Genomic DNA, 20589 nt, shown 5'->3' with positions numbered 1-20589 from the left:
TACCTTAGTCAGTGCTGAGTATTGAGTATTGAGTGTTAAGTATTGAGTGTTAAGTATTGAGTGTTAAGTATTGAGTGTTAAGTATTGAGTGTTAAGTATTGAGTTCTGCGTGTTCGCGTAGCGTCCCGTAGGGAAGAAAAAGTACCGGCTAAAGCCCCGCTACTGCTAACGGAACTCAGAACTCGGAACTCAACACTCTTCATTGCTCTGCTTCGATAGGACGTTGATCTGGGACAAATTTAGCCGGAGTAGTTTCTACACCAGGTTGGGTGTCAATACCTGGAACCGGAAGCTCCAGATTGGGGCCTTGACGAATTATCCGACTACCAAAGAATAAAGCACAAATAAACAGGGTTGTATAAATTCCAGCAAAAATCACCAAAGATGTTAAGACCTCACTAGCAGGTAAGTGGGAGGCTCCGTCTACCGTGCGAATTTGCCCATAAACGATCCAGGGTTGCCGCCCAACACAACGCACAATCCAGCCCGATTCGACGGCAATGTAGCCCAGTGGAGCCGCCAGAATCCAGATTCGCAGTAGCCATTTCTGCCCGGCGATCGCTTCTGGTGAAAGTTTGCCCCGCAACCATTGAATCACACTGATACCCATCAATCCAGCCAAGAAGAAACCAATACCGCTCATAATACGGAAGGCATAATAAATCAAACCTACCATCCGGGGGCGATCTTCAGGTTTCCAATGTTTCAGTCCGAGAACGGGTTTAGAGAGGTTCTGTTTGAATTCCAAAATGTAGCCTAAGCCGTTGGGAATTGAGATTTCCCAATCATTTTGCTCAGTCTTATTATTGGGTAATGCCACCACACTCCAAGGCGCAGGTTGTCCTGCTGGACTAGTTTCCCACTTCGCTTCCATTGCCGCGAGTTTGGTAGGTTGATAATCAGCTACTTGCTCGGCGCTGAGGTGTCCGACGTAGATTTGTAATGGGGTGACAGCGATCGCAGTTGCTAAGACAATTTTAAGCGATCGCGCAAAGAAAGCCTGATGACGATTGTTGAGAATATACCAAGCGCTAATTCCCCCAATCACAAACAGCGAAGTTTCCAGCGTCCCCAAAAACATATGCGACACGCTGTTGAGCATGAAGGGATTTAAGATTGCCTGAAAGTAATCATCGACAACAAATTTCCCGTCCACCATTTCTCCACCTGCCGGGGTTTGTAACCAAGAGTTTGCCGCTAAAATCCAGAAGGTAGATAAGTTTGCGCCAAAGGCAACCATGATCGTGGCAAAATAGTGAATCACTGGGTTTACTCGTTCCCAACCAAACAGCATAATACCCAAAAATCCGGCTTCCAGCATGAATGCCATCGAAGCCTCAAAGCCCAAAATGCTGCCAAAAAAGTCACCTACTGCTTCAGAAAACGGTGCCCAATTCGTACCAAATTGAAACTCCATCGGTAAGCCAGATGCTACACCAATGCCGAAGTTCAGCACATATAATTTTGCCCAGAAACGAGCATGGTGATAGTAATCGGGATTGCGTGTTTTGAGCCACATTCCTTCGACTATGACTAGATAAATCCCCATCCCAGTAGTGAGAACAGGCCATAGCATGTGAAAGATCGCCGTCAGTGCAAACTGCATCCGCGATAGGGCAACGGTATCCGATAGAAAATCCATGAACTAACCTCTGAATTCGTTTAAATCTTGACCACTAGTAAACTGGCAAATGTAGCTTTAAATTCAAAGTTTCTTAAATATCATAGAGGGATTTACGAATTAGTAATTATCTCGACAGTAGGTTGATCCGTTGGGGCATTGAAATCTTTTTGAATTCCTTTGCGTTTACGCCAGAGTTTATAGTAAAGAATTGGCACAGCCGATCGCGACAGTAACAAGGATGCAACTTCACCCGCCATCAGGGAGATCGCTAGCCCTTGAAAGATCGGGTCAGCGAGAATAATTGCCGATCCCACAACTACGGCGGCGGCAGTTAGCAGCATCGGCCGGAAGCGGACGGCTCCCGCATCGATTACGGCTTCTTCTAAAGGCATTCCTTCTTTTAAGCGTAACTCGATGAAATCTACCAGAATGATGGAGTTCCGCACCACAATTCCGGCTCCAGCAATAAAGCCAATCATCGACGTAGCTGTAAAGAATGATCCCATTAACCAGTGGGCGGGCATAATTCCGATTAGGGAAAAGGGAATGGCTGCCATAATTGCTAATGGGGTTGTAAATGATTGGAACCAACCCACCACCAGCGCATAAATCAGTACAAGCACCACTGCAAAGGCAATGCCCAAGTCACGGAAGACTTCATAAGTAACTTGCCATTCACCATCCCACTTAATCGAGTAGGTTTCAGTGGTTGGGGGTTGTTCAGTCAAGTAAGTCTGAATTTTTGCACCTGTTGCAGGAATCAGTTTATCGATTTTTGGTTGCAGGTTGAGCATGGCATAAACGGAACTCTCGACTTTGCCAGACACGTCACCCAGAACATAGACAACAGGCTGTAAGTTTTTGTGGTAAATGCTAGTATCAGCGATCGCAGTTTCTGTTTTCACTAAGGAACTCAGAAATACCAAATTACCGTTTGCGTCCTTAAGATTAAGGGATTTGAGATCCTCTAAGCTAGTGCGGCTCGCCTGACTGAAGCGCAGATTAATCGCCACATCCTCACGGGCATTTTCATCATGTAAAAGCCCAACATTTTCACCAGAAATTGCCATTTGCAAAACTTGGGAAATTTGAGTGGGACTAATACCGTTAAGTGTAGCTTTCTCACGATCAATTACTAATCTATAATCAGTTTGCGGAGTTTCCACATACCAGTCCACATCAACAACACCATCAGTTGACTGATATAATTGAAAAATTTGCTTGGCGAGGTCAATTTGACCTTTGTAATCGGGGCCATAGACTTCTGTAACCAGCGTTTGCAGCACCGGGGGGCCGGGCGGAATTTCGGCAATTTGAATCCGAGCATTGTAGCGATCGCTAATTTCCTTCAGTTTGGGACGAATTGATTTAGCAATATCATGGCTCTGACGTTTGCGATCGCCCTTCGGCAAAAAGTTCACCTGAATATCAGCAACATTTGTACCCGATCGCAAAAAGTAATGCCGTACTAAACCATTGAAGTTATAAGGTGAAGCTGTACCGACATAACTTTGATAGTTAACAACTTCGGGGATGGTGGCAAGATATTGTCCCATTTCTCTCGTCGCTCTGGCAGTCTGCTCTAGCGTCGTGCCTTCAGGCATATTTACCACCACCTGTAACTCGCTCTTGTTGTCAAAGGGTAGCATCTTGAGGATGACTAAACGAAATCCTGCCAACCCGCCCACAATTAGGATTAAAGCGATCGCAGTTGCCACCAAAAAAGCCGTTCCCCGACGCGGATAATGCACCAGAGGATACATAAAGCGGCGATACAATTTACTTAAAGCATCTTCCCCATGACCATGAGCAGCCTGACTAGCGCCAGTGAATACCCGCATTGTTGTCCAGGGAACTACAATAAATGCTACCAAGGCTGAGAAGATCATCGCCGCCGAAGCACCCAGAGGAATTGGGCGCATATAAGGCCCCATCAAGCCGCCAACGAACGCCATTGGTAAGATTGCCGCAATTACTGCCACAGTTGCCAAAATTGTGGGATTACCAACTTCATCCACTGCTTCTAAGACAATCTGTTTCAGGGTGCGGCGGCGATTTGTAGAAATTTGTAAGCGGGTTTTATTTTCTGGTAATTCCAGATGACGACCGACATTTTCGACAACTACGATCGCGTCATCTACTAAAATCCCAATGGAGAAGATTAAGGCAAAGAATGTTACCCGATTGAGTGTGAATCCATAAAAAACAAAGCTGGCGAGAGTCAGTGATAATGTGACTGGAATCGAGACAGCCACCACCATTGCCTCTTTTTTGCCCATCACAAACCACATCAGCAGCGTCACAGAAACGACAGCGATCAGCATGTGAAACAGAAGTTCATTAGAACGTTCTGCGGCTGTTTCGCCATAGTCACGAGTAACTGTCAAATGGACATTATGAGGAATATAATTATGCTTAATTTGCTCCAGTTTGTGGAGAACTCGATGAGACACCTGAATGGCATTAGCTCCAGCCCGTTTAGCGATCGCGATCGTCACCGCTTCGGTTTCACTAGCATTTTGGCTTTTCTGCTCCTCCCCTCGCTTACTTCCTTGTCCAAAAAATACATAGCTGGCAGGTTCTTCTGAACCATCCGTAACGATCGCCACATCTCGCAAATAAACAGGTTGATTATTTGCAACAGCAACTACAAGTCCTTTGGCATCTTCAGCCGACCGAATAAAACTTTGAGTTCTGACTAGAAACGATTGATTATTTTGACTTAAAGCACCACTAGCAAGTTCAGCATTCTGAGACTGCAATGCCTGGGAAATTTCTAATGGTGTTAATCCAAATCCATTTAGTCGGGTGGGATCTAGTTTTACTCTAAGTTGTCGCTTCTGTCCACCAATAATTGTAGTTTCAGAAACATCGGGAATTTGCTTAATTTGTTCGTCTAATTGCGCCGCAATTTGCCGTAATTCTGCGCCAGTAGTCTGTTCTCCCCATAAAGATAAAGCAAGAATAGGTACATCATTAATCGCTCGTGACTTAATCAAAGGTTGGGAAACACCGGGGGGAATCTTGTCAAAGTTAGCGTAGAGTTTGTTATAAAGCTGAACAATAGAATCTTCTGTATTTTGACCAACTAAAAATCGCACAATTACTAGAGATGAGCCGGGTTTGGAAGTCGAGTAAACATATTCCACTCCCGGCAATTCTTTAATCAACTTCTCCATCGGTGCAGTGACACGCTGCTCGACATCCTTCGCCGATGCTCCCGGCATTTGCACAAATACATCTGCCATCGGGACGGTAATTTGTGGTTCCTCTTCCCTTGGTAGAAGCAGGGTTGCGCCAATCCCCAACAGTAACGCCACCAAGATGATTAACGGTGTCAATTTGGAGTCGATGAATTTCTTAGCTAACTTACCAACGAATCCCAATTTGTGGGGATGGGGAGATGGGGATTGATGACCATTCGATTCGTTCTGCATAATTTTCTCCACTCCCTATTGCTCAATTGCGATCGCTTGTCCATCGCTGAGTTGATTAATTTTGTTGGTAATGATGCGATCGCCACTCATCAATCCGGCAACAATTTCTACCTGTCTATTTTGTACTTTCCCGACTTTTACCCAACGTAAAACAGCGATCGGTTGAGAGCCGCTTTTTTCCACCACATAAACCCCTTGTAATTGCCCCCGTTGCATCATGACATCAGCAGGGATGAGCATTGTTTGCTGTTTTTCACCTAAAGGCAAAGTAATTCGCCCAAACATCCCAGAAATTAACCTGCCAGAATTACTTAGAGGGATTTTGACCAAGAAACTGCGAGATTTTGGGTCTGCGGCTGGAACAATTTGTTGAATGGTAGTATTGAGAGTTTGATTGACGGCATCAAACCGTACTTTGACTGACTGACCGACACGCACGAAACGCAACTTCTCTTCCGGTACAGCAATCTCTAGCTGAAGTTTGTCTGGATTTTCCACTTTTAGCAATGGCGTTCCCGGAGTTGCCATTTCCCCTTCATAAGCCAACTTTTGAATCACAACTCCATTAAAGGGGGCAATGACCGTTCCGTAGCTTTCATTGATATCTGCGGAGGTGACACCAGATTCTGCCTGTTTGACGGCAGAACGGAACTGAGCGATCGCTGCATTAGATTGACTAATTGCCGCTTGTGCTTGGCGAATCCCGGCGTTAATCTGAGCAACCTTAGATTTTGCCTGGGTTAGGACAGTGTTTGCCCGATCCAGTTGCTCTTGGGAAACAGCGCCATCTGCTCGGAGAGTTGCCATCCGCCTCTGATCGATAGTTGCTAACTGTAGCGCCGCTTGCGTCTCGATTTTTTGCGCCTCAAACTGATTCAGCATTGCTTGAGAGCGCGATAATTCTGCTTGATGTTGCATCACAACAGACTGGGCTTGAATAACCCCAGACTTCGCCTGATTGGTTTGGGCAGTCATATCTGTGACATCAATCTGAGCCAAGACTTGGCCTTTACGGAAGCGATCGCCTGATTCTAGCGACAACTTGGTAATCCTTCCCATCACCCGTGTTGACAGGGTTGCCTGATCAACAGGACGAATTGAACCAGAAAGTTCCAAAGTATTGACGATCACTTGGGAACGAATAGTTAGGGTTTCAACTGCGATGGCTCCGCCCGCCGCAGGCATCGCCGGTACTAAGATGGCTTCTGGTGAATGAGCAGAGCGAGTCAATTGCAGAATGCCCCAAGTCCCTCCTGCCAGCAGCAATGCACCTCCCAGTAACAGTCCCCACCTCTTAGGAAAAAGCCTTGGTGAGGGAGACTGTTTTTGCTCAGTTAATCCATCAATTGTTTTACCCTGCGATTCATCTGAAGTCGTGTGAGTCATAGAATTAAGTCTTGCTTCTTAGAAGTCATAAATAGGGTACTAGTACTGTGTCAAGCCAACCTAAGTTTTAAAATCTTTCTCTCTTTCTCTCTGCGTCCTCTGCGCCTCTGTGGTTCGTTATCGTTATTCCGTAACTTGTGGATAACGCACTGGAATCCCTAGTGTGCTTTGAATCCGATTAGCAAAACTCTGTAATAAATCCACTGAAACATATTTGAGCGATCGCCCTAAATCAGAGTTTTCCGGGAGATGATTACCTCTTGCCTCCAAAGTATGGGTTAGAGGTTTAGGACGGGTTGGCGTATTTAGCTGAATTTCATCTGGGCATAACGTCTGCATCAGAGAAATGTATGCTTCTTGTTCTCGATCATTCCATTCGGTTAGTAGCATGGTTTGAATAGCTAATCGTCCGGTATACATCCGGCGAAATTCTAATGTCCCTGCCCAAATGTGCATGAAGTCGAGATCAGATAGCGATCGGTTGACGAGATGAAACTGTCGAATACCGACAGCATCAAATTTGACAGCGACCAGATCGGCGATCACCAATGCTTCTCTAACCGACGCATTAAGAAGCAAACTTCCATTTGTCAATACCGCTATAGTCTTGTTTGTAAAGGCTTTAGCAGTTATTAAAATCTCTGCTAAATTTAATGCCAGTGTAGGTTCTCCGCTACCGCTTAACGTGACACAATCGATATCAGATGGCGTAAAGGATTGCAATTCTTGATGAATTTGTTGGGTAGGGACAAAGATCCGGCGATGAAGGCTTTGATGCTCAATTTTTCCCAATTGACAATATACACAGTTAAATGAACAGGTAGATACTGAACCAATTGGATCAATCCCTAGCGATCGCCCAAATCGCCAAGACTGAACTGGGCCATAAACTGCCTTGAATGGGATTAATGGGGCAACAATGGAATTTAACTGCTGTTGTGATATCTGATTATTCATGAAGTTATACTCTTGTGATGACTGAGAACGATTTGATAAATGGTTTTGCCATCCGAGGATCTTGAATCATGGCAGTGTAATCTCCCACCCGAAATTGCAATTTTTTACTTATGTACGCCATGCTCAATCCCATCATGTTCAACCCTTTGGTTTTCCACTGTTGCCAGTGATCGCCATCGGCACGTAAATCCCAGTTAAGTTTTTGTCCGTCATAGCTGCCGGCAGAAACCACCCGTCCTTCTTGAACGATTAGAACGCCCATCGGGTTGGGATCATCCACAAAACCATAAGCGATCGCGGAATTAAAATGAATTTTGGCAAGGGCATCAGCTAGCTCAGGTTCTGCGTTCCACTGTTTACCAAAAGCCTGCATCCATTCCGCTGAAAATAAGTCTGCCATTTTTTTCTCCTACTTAATTTGGAAGATTATTCGTAACTAGAAACGGTTTGCCATTCCTGAACTAACGATGTTGGAACAGATAGTCTAATGGCTTCACCCTTGAACGTTGGCAATGTTAACGTTAGGGGAATCTCTGCCTGTAAATGTGGTAGTGTCGGCTGAAGGTTGTATTGCCCAACATTGGGTTCAGCTTTGGCGGCTTCGGTAAAGATGTTGCTAGAAACATCAGTTGCGGTTAGGGTTTTACCCAATGAATTGGTTAAAGTCAGGGGTTGGGAACGGTCAATTTCAACCCCTCCGGGAAATCCCACCAATCGCAACTCAAAACTGGTTTCCCCATTGGGACGAATACGTTTGAACGCTATAGACTGCCAGCCATTGCCATGCTGATCTTTGAGCGTTTGGCGAGACTGATAGACGATTTGCCCCGGTGCTTCTTCTAGTTGTCGGATGGCTGCTGCTGCACTGGGAAGATTCAGCATTCCCAAACCCAGGAGAACATCTAGTACGAGTGTCCCCAACAACAGCAACCCGGAAAAAATTTTGCGGATACGACATCCCATAATGTTTCCTCTCTAATTACTCACTCCTTCAAATGGTTGCGTAACTGTTGCCGATAAGAACAAAGTGCCAATAACTCAGTATCAATTACTCGGTAATAGCGCCATACCCCTTCTCGACGACACGCCACCACGCCAGCATCTTTCATCAATCGCAAATGTTTGGAGACATTGCCCTGAAGTAACCCTGTGTAATTGCAGATTTCCTGTACACTGCGTTCTTGATTGCATAGGGCTGCTAGAATTTGCAGTCGGGTTGGTTCTGCCAGGATCTTAAATCGGCTTGCGAGTACCTCCAGTTCGCCAGAGTTGAAGACAATTTCCATATCACTTGCTTTACTCCAGTGAGTTGTGATGGCGGCGATTGATAATCTTTATCCTTTTACCTGAATCAGTTCTGGGTTGGGAACAATCGGTTCCACCAGAGGCAGACCGATTGCCCGAAAGGCCCAACGCTCAAACCAGGGAATCGTCCAGCCCAGGCGCAATTTCGTCAAAAAATATTTCTCAAATCCTGCTTTCATCCAAGATACCCAGATGCCGTTATAGGTTAACGCCCGGTGGCGATGTCCTGCCTCATCTGGTAATAGTGGATCGGCTAAAAACAGCGCTCCAGTATCGCCAAAATCCGCGAAGCAAATAGCCTGTAGAGTGGGTCTGATCTGATATCCAGAAATAACCCCTAATTCCAGGGCAATATTATGAGCAACAGCAAGCGCCATTTCTTCGGACATCAGCCCTACCTTGGGAGCGCCCGTAGGGATGGGGGTTTGCTCTACTGGTTTTAGTTGGGTGATCACCCCTACAGCATAAATCGACTCAAAGTCAGGGTGACGATAAGTTGGCAATACGGGTATAAAACCCTTGGCATCGGTTAACCCCGGTGCTTCACGCAGGAAGCGTGGCCCGCGAAACGGCGGCAATACCATTATGTACTTAGCTGGAATCTTCCGCCCATCAGCCAGATAAACCGCGTCAGGTTCAAAATGGGAAATGGCAGTATTTTCCATTAGCTCAATTTCTCGATCTGCCATGAATTTGCGGATTAGCCACCGGGAGTTAGCCATACCGCCAATGCCCAGATGTCCGGCGTAGGGTTCTGAGGTAATGAAGGTAATCGGTATTTGCGATCGCTTTGACGTTGAAGAGCAATTTCGCAATCCCTTCTGCTTCAAAACGTGATGGATCAACAAGGCAAATTCATAGGCGGGGCCAAAACAACTTGCTCCTGGTGCTGCACCCACCACAACCGGGCCTGGATCGTCTAAAAATTTCTCCCACGCAACACCTGCCAACACAGCATGGTGCGGATTACAAACTGACTGGGTATAACCACCTTCTGGCCCTAATCCCGGTAGGGCATCCAACGCCAGTTCTGGCCCCGTGGCAATAACGGCATAGTCGTAGTCCAGTGTTTGATTGCTCATCGTTATCTGATGAGACTTCGGATCAATGGCGGTGACAGCAGCATGAATAAACTCAATACCATGCTGAGGAACAATCTTAGCTAAATCTAATTGAATGCGATCGAGGGATTTTAACCCCAATCCAACCCAAGGTAACGAAGGAACAAATGTAAACTTTGGTTGATTAGAAATGAGTATAATCTGATGTTCACGCGGCAATATATGCCTTAGTTCATAAGCAGCAGGCAATCCTCCCAGTCCAGCACCAATGACAACAACGCGAGCCATAATAACGACTCCTAAAGGTAATTTTTTAAGTTGAGTTTTTAACCAATGCCTTTTCACTCCCATCTTTATGCAAAAGAGTTTTAGACGGGGTTTGAATTTAAACTAACACGATTATATTACTATATAGTAATATTGTTGACAAATTGAAATATTTCCAAATTTACCAGGCGATCGCAGTCAATACTTTTCGGATAAACCCAATAATCTCTCTTTTGGTCTGGGGAAAGGTAAATTCAAACCCTTTTACCTTTCCTCCAAAACCCGAAAAGTATTGCGATCACACTAAGTTAAAACACTTGCAAGTGCTAGCCATTTTAGGAGAAATTTATGAAGTTTAAAAAGTCAATCCAAACTCTACTGCTCGGAATTGTTTTGTCGTTCTGTCTCTTTTTAAGCATTCAACAAAACTTGATGGCATCGGAAATTTCCACTTCATCAGACTCAATGGCTGAAACCGATATTCTGTCAGATCAGAAAGGATTTCCGAAATTGAAATCAGCCATAGATCAGTATCTCATGTCACTACCATCGGGATATTACACGATCGCTAAGGTTGAAGACTTAAAAAGTTTGATGGCAAACCGTCAGCCCTTATTGGTTGATGTGCGAGAGCCATCAGAGTATCGGTCTGGTCATATCCCTGGTGCAACCAATATCCCGCTCCGAACGCTAGCTCGTAATTTAAGTAAAATTCCCAGCAATCGCCCTGTAGTGATGTACTGTTCTACTGGCTATCGTTCTTCTATGGGGGTGATGACGTTGCATCTGCTTAATTACGATAATGTCCAGGGTTTTCCACCTAGCTTTGCAGGTTGGAAGGCTTCAGGGGAGACGATCGCCAATTGAAGAGAGGCAAATCTAGATCGAATGGCACTAAGAAAAGCTGAAACCTGGACGGGGCAGGGTGTAGGGTGTAGAGTGTAGTTTTTAAGACCGACCATTAAATTTTAGTTGTGTCAAGAAGTTCAACATCTTCTTATTCCCCACACCCCATACCCTACACCCCACACCCAAAAGCCAGCTATATCATGGCTTTGCGCTTAACTTAGTGCCATTCGGTTTTGATCTTATATTTAATTACGCCTACCTACTTAGCTAACAAGTTCCCCAATTAATTCTGCAACAGACATAATACATTCGGCACGTCCAGCATTACTGCCGGCAAAAATTAGACCGTTTTCCACATCACCACGGGCGGCTTTATCTAATGCTTGAACAATACAATAGGTTTCTTGATGATCTCGGCATTGGCAAACCTCTAAACAGTTAGCGATACAGCGTTTTTCTAAATCTGGAGAATGAGCGATCGCTTTTTTCACAAAACTATTTTTTAATGCCCTTCCCGGCATTCCCACAGGAGAAGGTACAATTACCACATCTTCGGGACTGGCATGAAGATGAAACTCTTTATAATTAATATCTGCATCACATTCATCGGTGGTAATAAAGCGAGTCCCCATTTGTACGCCAATAGCCCCCAAAGCCAACATCCGATCAATATCAGCACGGTTCCAAACTCCACCTGCTGCAATCACTGGAATATCTTTTCCCACTTCCGAACGCAGATATTCTACCAATTCTGGAATTACTTGCTCCGCATTTAAGGCAACATTACCTAAATCTTGGTATTTTGCACCCAAATGACCCCCTGCTGTATTCGGGTTCTCCACCACAAAGGCATCAGGTAAACGTCCATAATGACGTTCCCACTTTCGGCAAATCACCTTAGCAGCGCGGGTACTGGAAACAATTGGCACTAGTGCCACATCTGGATAGCTCTCTGTATATTCTGGTAGATGCAATGGTAAGCCAGCACCAGAAACCACTAAATTAACACCATGTTCCACGGCTGTACGTACCAGAGTTTCATTATCTCGCGCTACCACCATTGAGTTAATCCCAATCACTCCATTTGGACTGATTTGACGAGCTTTCTGAAGTTCATCAATTAACGCCAAACGATTTGCTTCAAATAGCTGATTTTTTCGTTGTTTAAACGCAAAATAAGGAGAATTGAGTCCTAATCCTACGGCGGATACAATACCAATACCACCTGCATTAGCCACAGCCCCAGCCAGATTCGCGCCAGAAATTCTGATTCCCATTCCTCCTTGAATAATTGGGTATCGGGCAATATGTTTACCAATAAGTAGCGGTGGAAGTGTTGTCATATTTGATTTTTAAGTTATTAACTATAAATACTGATTTTTGGCGCTCAGAATTATCCAAGACACATTTTGACACTCGCAGCCAATTTATTGACGGCTATTCTAGCGGTTGTCTTAGCGGGGGATAAATCCACCCGCTAGGTTAGGGCGAACGCATCTAAATATTAAAGATAGATAATCAAGATTAACTTCCCCAACACTAGACCACACAGGACTTTCAGATAATTAGGTATAAAGCTGAATAAGAATGATAATCGTTGTAGAGGCGTGAATTTGTGGCAGCCGTCGGCTGCCAAGCAATATAGGTTCGTTTTTGTAGTAAATTCATTGTTTGCATTAAACAACAAGAACCAGATTATAGTTGAATGAAGCTTAAACCCAAAATTACGATTGCTGACCATTTTGGTGTAATAGAAGATCCACGCATAGATCGTACTAAACGACACAAGTTAATCGATATCATGACCATTGCCGTATGCGCGGTGATTTGTGGGGCAGATGGATGGGTGGGAATCGAGACTTATGGTTGTGCGAAGTATGACTGGTTAAAAAGATTTTTAGAACTCCCGAATGGCATTCCGTCACACGATACTTTTGCGCGAGTATTCGCACGAATAAATCCTCAACAATTTCAGTCCTGTTTTGTAGATTGGATGAAATCAATACATCAGATAACTTCAGGAGAAGTAATTGCAATTGATGGTAAAACATTACGTGGTTCCTATAATGAAAGTAGTGAGCAAAGTGCAATCCAAATAGTGAGTGCATGGGCAACTACAAATAGATTAGTGTTAGGACAAGTGAAAGTAGATGAAAAATCGAATGAAATTACAGCAATCCCAGAGTTGTTAAAAGTATTAGATATATCTGGATGTATTGTGACAATCGATGCAATGGGTTGCCAAAAAGAAATTGTGAAGTTAATTACGCAGTCAAATGCAGATTATGTAATTACGTTAAAAAAGAATCAAGGAAATCTTTATGATGAGGTTGAAGAACTCTTCCATTCAGGAATAGTTACAGGTTTTGAGGGGATTGAACATAGCACATATAAAACAGATGAAATAGGGCATGGTCGTCGTGAAATCCGCCATTATGTGATGTTATCTCAAATCCAGTCTCGGCTTAACCCAAATTCAGTTTGGTCAAACTTTAATAGTGTTGGAATGGTAGAATCCGTTCGTTCGTTAAATGGTGAAACAACGGTTGAAACCCATTATTTTATCAGTAGCCTTGAATCAAATGCTAAACAATTTGGTAATTCTATTCGCAGTCATTGGGGAATTGAGAACTCACTACATTGGATATTAGATGTTGCTTTAAGAGAAGATGACTGTCGGATTAGAAAAAATAATGCTCCACAGAATTTTGCAATTCTTAGACATATTGCAGTCAATCTTTTAGGTCAAGAGAAGCGTGTCAAACGTGGAATAAAAAATAAACAGTTTCTCGCTGGGCTAGATAACAATTATTTAGCAAGAGTTTTAGCATTAGCATAAACTCATATATCAGAAATTAAATTTGAATATTTAGGAAGAGTTTTACTTTTCCTCTAGATGAACATAGCTTTATAAACTCGAATCTTGAGTTATTTTAGTATCAATAAATAATTATTTAGCATCAGATAAGCTAAATCATACTTTTTCGAGACAATTCATTTATTTTATTCATAACCTTATCGATTTTTGCAATTATCTATGTCATTTTGAAATCTCTCTTAAATTTTATTAGTAAATAAGGTGCGTTTCCCCTACCCGCTAGGTTCCTTATCTTCTTTCCCCAAGACTAAATACTATACTCCGGTGCGCTCATCTCTGTCGTAGCACTTTCAGGAGTACGTTCTGTACTACCAAAGCGATCTTGGCGACTAATCAAATCAAAGACATACTCCCCAATAATAGCCTTCACATCTGTTTCCAGTTCAGAAATTACATTTCTATTCAGAGTAAAGGCATAGTTGGCCTCGTCTACAATCTTCTGAATCATTGCCTCATCTAGAGGTAGAAAATTCAATGCTTGACGGTACTGCTCTTTAAATTCTCGTTTAGCTTCTGGGGTAGGAATCTGTTCAAATTCATGGATTATTGTGTGAGAATGTTTCGTGCCTTCTCGCAAGCGAACATCTAAATGGCTGCTCATGATGAATACCTTGTTGCTAAAAATGTTGTTATTTTTTGATAAAAGCCACATTTGTCCAATCATGAGGCTGGAGAAAAAGTTCGGTGAGTCGTGCTTCGGGTGTACCTGGTTCTGGCTCATAGCAATATTCCCAGCGTGCTAGAGGTGGTAGAGACATTAGTATGGATTCTGTTCTCCCATTGGTTTGCAGACCAAAAACCGTTCCCCGGTCATACACTAAATTAAACTCTGCGTAACGACCCCGACGGTACAGTTGAAACTGACGTTGGCGATCGCCATACTCTATTCCCTGCCGTCGTTCTACAATGGGCAAATAGGCGGGTAAAAATGCTTGACCGCAAGACTGCACAAAGGCAAAGATATCTTCCCAGTTCCGAGATACCGTTCCTACTTGCTGACTGTAGAGTGCTGCGGGACTATCTGTTTGAGAACCAACATAAAGCTTGCCACTAGCATCCTGATAATCAAAGAAGATGCCGCCAATACCCCGTTGTTCTTGGCGATGCTTTAAGTAGAAGTATTCATCACACCACTGTTTAAAGGCTGGGTAATATTCTGGATGGTGGACATCACAGGCATTTTTGAGAGTCTGATGAAAGTGAATTGCATCTTCTGCAAAGGGGTAGTATGGCGTTAAATCAGCCCCACCACCAAACCACCAAATTGGGCCTGCCTCAAAGTAGCGGTAGTTAAGATGTACTGTTGGTACATAGGGATTACGAGGATGTAATACCATTGAGGTTCCTGTGGCAAAAAACTCATGTCCGGCGGCTTCTGGCCGTTGAGCCAAAATTGCTGGCGGTAAGCTATTTCCCCAAACTGCGGAAAAATTCACGCCACCCTGTTCAAATACCTGCCCTTCTCGAATCACGCGGGTACGCCCTTCTCCGCCTTCTGCTCGCTCCCAGTGGTCTTGTTGAAAGCGTGCTTCTCCATCAAGTTGCTCTAAGGCTGTGCAAATTTCATCCTGTAAGGTCTGCATGAATTGCTGCGATCGCACCCGTGAATCCTGGGGTATTGTGTTGATAGATGATGACAGCAATGTTTTCTGATTTCTAGATTCTTGCAGAGAATTATCCCAATAACGACCCATTTTAAAACCTCTGAAACTTTCAGTTAGTGCAACTAGGTTAGTTTTATAACTATATAGCGATGAAGATAACTCGGCTAGAGAAGTTTCAAAACTTAATGTATTATCTATTTTAGCTAAATAACTATATAGTTATTTTTTTGTTAGCGCCCGATTTTACACCACAGAATTTTGAAACTGCTGTCAACCTGGATTTATCTGCACAGGAGACAGAGTTAAAGGCAATACGGACAGACTACAACCGTCATCATTTTGTTCGTGATGAAGCGTTTAAGCTGAATACTGAACACCCCAAATTTTTCCCACGTCTGCAATGCTGTGCAGATTATAACTTGAATTACGATCACTCATCTTCAATCATCAACCGTAAGTACTTAGCCCTATCAGACAGAATTAATACACAATATCATTAGTACAACAGAACTCTTGGTAGCTTAATTCATCCCGCAACTATGCAATCCCATATATTTCCTCACAAGTTCCTCACATTTTTAGTTAAAAATACTTGTCAGTAAAGCTCGAACTGAAATTCCTATGGAATGTCACAAATGTAGATCCCACAGTCAATCCTGTAAAAAACAAGCATACAAGTTGCCATTCTTTCGCAAAAGTCAGCAATTTTTAACAAAGGAAGTTTCCTCAAATCCCCCAATTGCTCTGGTAGGAATGCCCAATGTTGGTAAAAGTGTATTGTTTAACGCTTTGACCGGAATTTATGTCACAGTGTCCAATTACCCAGGTACGACTGTTGAAGTGAGTCGGGGAGTGGCGCAGATTGGTACACAAACCATGATGGTAATTGACACACCAGGAATGTATTCACTACTGCCGATCAGCGAAGAAGAAAAAGTTGCCAGAGATTTATTGTTAACAGAACCAGTCACAGCCGTGATTCATGTAGTAGATGCCAAGAACTTGGGACGAATGCTGCCCCTCACCTTTCAACTGATCGAGGCTGGACTACCTGTTTTACTTGCCGTCAACATCATGGATGAAGCGCGTCGTTGGGGAATAAATGTACAACCAGATGCGTTGGAGATGGAGTTAGGGATTCCAGTAGTCTGCATGGCGGCAGCTTTAAATCAAGGTTTAGACGAATTACGACACAGAATTACTCCATTCTTGCCGAAGCAGCCAGTCATGATCCCAGCGTAAGTATTTTAGATTATGAGGCAAGGGCATGATTAGCCAAGTTACTTATCCAGAACCAATTGAAACTGCGATCGCCCAGCTAGAATCTTGGGGACAAACATTAGGCGATCACTATTTATTTAAAAACTACTCACTCTCACCCCGCAGTCTGGCTCTATTACTTTTACAAAAAGACCCGACGTTATGGCAGACTTTGGAACAGGATCGAGAACAGTGTAGTTATCTAGAGATATTGATTACTGTTACCCAGAACCAACTAAAACAGCCTATTGGGTTAGCGATCGCTAATACTCGTCAAAGTTGGGCTAATGCTATAGAAAGAGCAGTTCTGCATGAAACCAAACAGACTCAATCTTCACTTGCAGAAACACTCCACCGACTCACAGTCAATCCGATTACCGGATTTCCTATTCTTGTAGTCATTCTTTACTATGGAGTTTACAAATTTGTCGGTGAATTTGGCGCTGGGGAACTCGTCGATCGCATCGAAACGTTTTTTGAGGGACAAATCAACCCAGTCGTAAATTACCTCACCGCTCAACTCATTCCCTGGAAACCGATACAAGACCTCATTGCTAATGACTACGGCATTATCACCTTGGGTATTCGTTATGCTACAGCCATTGTTTTACCCGTAGTTGCTACCTACTTCTTGATGTTCTCATTTTTGGAAGATAGCGGCTATCTCCCTCGCCTATCTTTAATGCTCGATCGCTTATTCAAATCCGTTGGCTTATCAGGTAGAGCCGTGATTCCGATGGTATTGGGTTTAGGATGCGACACGATGGCAACAATTGTGACTCGCACCTTAGAAACTAAACGCGAACGGTTAATTGCCACATTTTTACTATCCCTCGTCATTCCCTGTGCAGCGCAGTGGGGTGTAATTGTGGGACTACTAGCACAAAAACCCGCCGCCTTGCTTTTTTGGGGAGGCTTTATCACCGCCATCTTCTTAGTTGTTGGCTATCTCACAGCCAAATTTCTACCTGGTACTTCCGGCAGTTTTTACATGGAAGTTCCCCCTTTACGTCTCCCCAAATTGCGGAACATACTAACCAAAACCTGGGTGCGGATGAAGTGGTATTTTGTGGAAATCTTGCCTTTGTTTATATGGGCATCGGTTTTAATTTGGGTAGGACGGTTAACCGGATTATTTGACTTAATTATTCGGGCAATTGAACCTCTAACCTTGGCTTTGGGAATGCCGAAACAAGCAGCATCGATATTTCTCTATGGCTTCTTCCGACGAGATTATGGTGCAGCCGGACTGTTTGATTTACAGCAACAGGGAAGCCTGACGGGTAATCAGTTGGTGGTGGCTGCTATTGTCTTGACTTTATTCTTACCCTGCATCGCCCAATTGCAAATCCTAATTAAGGAACAGGGAAGTAAAATCACATTGGCAATAGTAATGTTTGTTTTTCCCTTCGCCTTCCTCATGGGATATATCGTCAACCACGGTTTAATTTTATTCGGAGTGAGCTTTTAGTGTGAACGCTTTATCAACAGTCAAAATTGGTCAACCGCAAACAGTAGTGAGTTTAGAAACTCAAGATCATTCAGTGTTACAAAAACTCATGGCATTCGGCATTTTACCTGGAAGTAATTTGGTGCTGGAACAACGTTTTCCTTCCTATATCATTACAGTTGGGAGAACCCGCGCTGCCTTAGATCAGGAAACAGCGCAAAGTATTTTTGTGGAATCGCGCTGAGTAATTTGTAGTTGATTTCCATGCCTGGAAAACTCTACAACCAAGCATGAATATTAGTCTTTACTCTTCTCTATTTTCCATTTTCAAGACATTATTCCGAATTATCTTTGTCAAAAATTAAAAAGGAGTCAGAAAGATGCTATCAGCAGCCATCATTGAACGATTGAACGAGCAAATCAACCTGGAAATGTATTCTTCACATCTTTATCTACAAATGAGTTCTTGGTGTGCCTACAAAGCTTTGGAAGGATGTGCTAGCTTTTTGAGTCAACACGCAGATGAAGAGATGATGCACATGCGACGCTTGCTAAATTATTTACATGAAACAGGCTCACTGGCTGTCATCACTGGAATGCAGGCTCCACCCAGTGATTTTTCTTCTCTGAAGGAACTATTTGAACAAATCTACGAACATGAACAGTGCATCACTCACAAGATTAATGATTTGGTACATTTAGCAAATACGGAACCAGACTATTCCACCCTTCAGTTTCTCCAGTGGTACGTTGCTGAACAACATCAAGAAGAGTTTCTGTTCAAAGGGATTCTTGATAAAATTAATTTAATTGGGACAGAAGGACAGGGTATCTTTTTCATTGATCGAGAAATTTCCAATTTAACAGCCACGAAAGGAGTTCCAAAAAATCAAACAATCAAAGAATAAAGAATAATTCAGAAGCCAGAATGGGCTAAACCTTAGCTATCCGCTAGTTCATACGATCGCTGTGTAATTCTTCATACGGAGTTTTGAGATGCTGTTATTTTTTGGCGATCGCTACGCCCGCCCTTCGCATAGAATCTCGTAGAGAAGGTATCCCAAAACTTTTCGGTCTACTGACTGTGACTAGTCGGGAGTTGCTATGATTTTCTACCTGGGGCGATAGCGAAGCGCTGCTGCGAAGCGCAGATCGCGGTTGCTGACGATTCTGCATCAAAACCAAAGCTGCAACTGCAAGCAAAAAATAACCAAAAGTTTTCTGAAGTCTATTAGCTGGAACAAATTCAGCTAAGTACGCACCGAAAATTGTTCCCACACTAGCAGCCACAATGAAAGAGAACATCAAGTTCCAATTTAAAGAAACATGACCTAAGTAGCCCAAAAAACCTGCAACTGAATTAAATACAATAATTAATAAGGATGTGCCGATCGCCTGTTTCATTGGTACATTTCCCAAGAGTACCAAAGCTGGCACGATCGCAAACCCACCACCAACACCAACTAACCCAGTCAGCACTCCCACACCCAAGCCTTCACTAATTAACCACAACCAGCAATACTTGCAGACAGGTGGGGGATAAAATGCCAGTTTGTCATCTGCTGTAACAGGCTTAGAACTACGCCGAATCATAAACACAGCAGCTACCAACATCATGACTGCAAACAGCATCATTTGAAAAGCTTCGGTAACTACTGGGAGGGTAGCAATTTTTGCCCCCACAAATGCCCCCAGCATCGTTGCTGAACCAAAAATAAATGCAGTCTTGAAATCAACATTTTTGGCTCGCCAGTGGGGAATTACCCCCAATAAGCTAACAGTACCGACAATTACCAAAGTCATGGCAATCGCAGATTTTGGAGGTATACCCATAACATAAACTAGAATCGGTAGTGCTAGCACCGAACCCCCACCACCAATCAAACCCAAGCTCACCCCAATACAAGCAGCCAGCAAATGCCCAATAATCCACAGCGTCATACACTACTCCGTTGATTATAAGGAAGCTTTGCTAGTAGCATCCCTAACATACAGCTATCTGTAATTCCCGAAAACATTAATCCCGCTCCCATCAAACCACTAAGAATTAGGAACCAAGGAGAAACAAATGCTCCTAATAATGTGCCTATTAACACCAATGAACCAGTGACAATTTGCACTTGTCGGATTAAACTAATGGGGGCATTTTTGTTCATTGTGGTAGCATAGCCCGCTTGTTTCCAAGCGCTTATACCCCCTTCCAGATGGGTAACAGTGGTAAAACCCGCATCAAATAGTTTTTGAGCAGCCATTGTTGAACGATTCCCGGAACGACAGTAGAGAATCACTTTTGTGTCTTGATCTTGGGGAACTTTGCGCGGATCAAATTTGGAGAGCGAAATCAAAGTTGCTCCGGGAATATGCTCTAGAGCATACTCAGCTGGTTCACGGACATCTATGAGTGTGATAGCTTGTTGCTTCAACAACTGTTTGAGAGTTTGAGTATCAACGGTTTGTAATTTGTTTACGCGGGAAGTAGTCATTGCTTTTTATACTTAGGAATGTAGATTT

General features: G+C 43.5%; 19 protein-coding genes and 1 pseudogene. 7 read left to right on the top strand and 13 right to left on the bottom strand.

All coding sequences use genetic code 11. The annotated features are described in order from the left end of the window. Positions 1 to 199 precede the first annotated feature (199 nt). The 8 genes from ACWATR_RS33995 to ACWATR_RS33960 all read right to left on the bottom strand — a co-directional run bounded on the left by ACWATR_RS33995 (position 200) and on the right by ACWATR_RS33960 (position 10058). Positions 200 to 1642 carry a cytochrome ubiquinol oxidase subunit I gene (locus tag ACWATR_RS33995; RefSeq protein ID WP_460342884.1) on the bottom strand — a complete coding sequence of 481 codons (1443 nt, stop codon included), beginning with the start codon at positions 1640 to 1642 and terminating at the stop codon, positions 200 to 202. Positions 1643 to 1734: 92 nt separating this feature from the next. Further along, complete coding sequence (locus tag ACWATR_RS33990) at positions 1735 to 5061, bottom strand: efflux RND transporter permease subunit (protein ID WP_460342881.1); 3327 nt, start codon at positions 5059 to 5061, stop codon at positions 1735 to 1737. Positions 5062 to 5076: 15 nt separating this feature from the next. Then, entirely contained in the window at positions 5077 to 6447 is a 1371-nt protein-coding gene (locus ACWATR_RS33985; protein ID WP_460342878.1) for an efflux RND transporter periplasmic adaptor subunit, read from the bottom strand. Positions 6448 to 6570: 123 nt separating this feature from the next. Beyond that, positions 6571 to 7404, bottom strand: a complete 834-nt coding sequence (locus tag ACWATR_RS33980) for a radical SAM protein (protein WP_460342875.1) — start codon at positions 7402 to 7404, stop codon at positions 6571 to 6573. 4 nt (positions 7405 to 7408) lie between these two features. Continuing rightward, entirely contained in the window at positions 7409 to 7804 is a 396-nt protein-coding gene (locus tag ACWATR_RS33975; protein ID WP_460342872.1) for a hypothetical protein, read from the bottom strand. A 26-nt stretch (positions 7805 to 7830) separates the two neighbouring features. Beyond that, entirely contained in the window at positions 7831 to 8367 is a 537-nt protein-coding gene (locus ACWATR_RS33970; protein WP_460342869.1) for a DUF3122 domain-containing protein, read from the bottom strand. Positions 8368 to 8387: 20 nt separating this feature from the next. Beyond that, a complete protein-coding gene (locus tag ACWATR_RS33965; protein WP_460342866.1) occupies positions 8388 to 8690 on the bottom strand; it encodes an ArsR/SmtB family transcription factor in 303 nt (100 codons plus the stop codon). A 48-nt stretch (positions 8691 to 8738) separates the two neighbouring features. After that, positions 8739 to 10058 carry an NAD(P)/FAD-dependent oxidoreductase gene (locus ACWATR_RS33960; RefSeq protein WP_460342863.1) on the bottom strand — a complete coding sequence of 440 codons (1320 nt, stop codon included), beginning with the start codon at positions 10056 to 10058 and terminating at the stop codon, positions 8739 to 8741. A gap of 327 nt (positions 10059 to 10385) precedes the next feature. Between ACWATR_RS33960 and ACWATR_RS33955 the strand changes: the two genes are divergently transcribed. Next, positions 10386 to 10904, top strand: coding sequence for a rhodanese-like domain-containing protein (locus ACWATR_RS33955; RefSeq protein ID WP_460342860.1), 519 nt, complete (start codon positions 10386 to 10388; stop codon positions 10902 to 10904). A 245-nt stretch (positions 10905 to 11149) separates the two neighbouring features. Here ACWATR_RS33955 and ACWATR_RS33950 read toward each other — a convergent pair whose 3' ends face one another. Then, complete coding sequence (locus tag ACWATR_RS33950; RefSeq protein ID WP_460342857.1) at positions 11150 to 12229, bottom strand: NAD(P)H-dependent flavin oxidoreductase; 1080 nt, start codon at positions 12227 to 12229, stop codon at positions 11150 to 11152. 362 nt (positions 12230 to 12591) lie between these two features. Here ACWATR_RS33950 and ACWATR_RS33945 point away from each other — a divergent pair, with 362 nt between their 5' ends. Then, positions 12592 to 13725, top strand: a complete 1134-nt coding sequence (locus ACWATR_RS33945; RefSeq protein WP_460337061.1) for an ISAs1 family transposase — start codon at positions 12592 to 12594, stop codon at positions 13723 to 13725. A 286-nt stretch (positions 13726 to 14011) separates the two neighbouring features. Here the strand turns inward: ACWATR_RS33945 and ACWATR_RS33940 are convergent, their stop codons facing one another. Both ACWATR_RS33940 and hemF read right to left on the bottom strand, forming a co-directional pair. After that, the gene (locus ACWATR_RS33940; protein ID WP_460342854.1) at positions 14012 to 14365 is read right to left on the bottom strand and encodes a biliverdin-producing heme oxygenase; all 354 of its coding nucleotides are present in this window, start codon (positions 14363 to 14365) and stop codon (positions 14012 to 14014) included. Between the two features lie 28 nt (positions 14366 to 14393). After that, positions 14394 to 15458, bottom strand: coding sequence for an oxygen-dependent coproporphyrinogen oxidase (hemF, locus tag ACWATR_RS33935; RefSeq protein ID WP_460342851.1), 1065 nt, complete (start codon positions 15456 to 15458; stop codon positions 14394 to 14396). Positions 15459 to 15583: 125 nt separating this feature from the next. On the opposite strand from hemF, the pseudogene ACWATR_RS33930 reads away from it, so the two are divergent. The 5 genes and pseudogenes from ACWATR_RS33930 to ftnA form a co-directional block, all read left to right on the top strand. After that, positions 15584 to 15745, top strand: a pseudogene (locus ACWATR_RS33930) (magnesium-protoporphyrin IX monomethyl ester (oxidative) cyclase); the annotation flags it as partial. A gap of 301 nt (positions 15746 to 16046) precedes the next feature. Beyond that, entirely contained in the window at positions 16047 to 16610 is a 564-nt protein-coding gene (locus tag ACWATR_RS33925; RefSeq protein WP_460342848.1) for a FeoB small GTPase domain-containing protein, read from the top strand. 25 nt (positions 16611 to 16635) lie between these two features. Next, on the top strand, positions 16636 to 18099 hold the full coding sequence (locus ACWATR_RS33920; protein WP_460342845.1) for a nucleoside recognition domain-containing protein: 1464 nt from the start codon (positions 16636 to 16638) through the stop codon (positions 18097 to 18099). A 1-nt stretch (position 18100) separates the two neighbouring features. Next, a complete protein-coding gene (locus ACWATR_RS33915) occupies positions 18101 to 18322 on the top strand; it encodes a FeoA family protein (protein ID WP_460342842.1) in 222 nt (73 codons plus the stop codon). A 136-nt stretch (positions 18323 to 18458) separates the two neighbouring features. Beyond that, a complete protein-coding gene (ftnA, locus tag ACWATR_RS33910) occupies positions 18459 to 18986 on the top strand; it encodes a non-heme ferritin (RefSeq protein ID WP_460342839.1) in 528 nt (175 codons plus the stop codon). A 94-nt stretch (positions 18987 to 19080) separates the two neighbouring features. Here ftnA and ACWATR_RS33905 read toward each other — a convergent pair whose 3' ends face one another. Beyond that, a complete protein-coding gene (locus ACWATR_RS33905; RefSeq protein ID WP_460342837.1) occupies positions 19081 to 20019 on the bottom strand; it encodes a sulfite exporter TauE/SafE family protein in 939 nt (312 codons plus the stop codon). Continuing rightward, a complete protein-coding gene (locus tag ACWATR_RS33900; protein WP_460342835.1) occupies positions 20016 to 20561 on the bottom strand; it encodes a rhodanese-like domain-containing protein in 546 nt (181 codons plus the stop codon). The genes ACWATR_RS33905 and ACWATR_RS33900 overlap by 4 nt, the downstream gene beginning before the upstream one ends. Between the last annotated feature and the right edge of the window lie 28 nt (positions 20562 to 20589).

This window comes from Nostoc sp. UIC 10890 (assembly GCF_054786515.1).
This window is presented reverse-complemented; position numbering and strand designations above follow the sequence as displayed.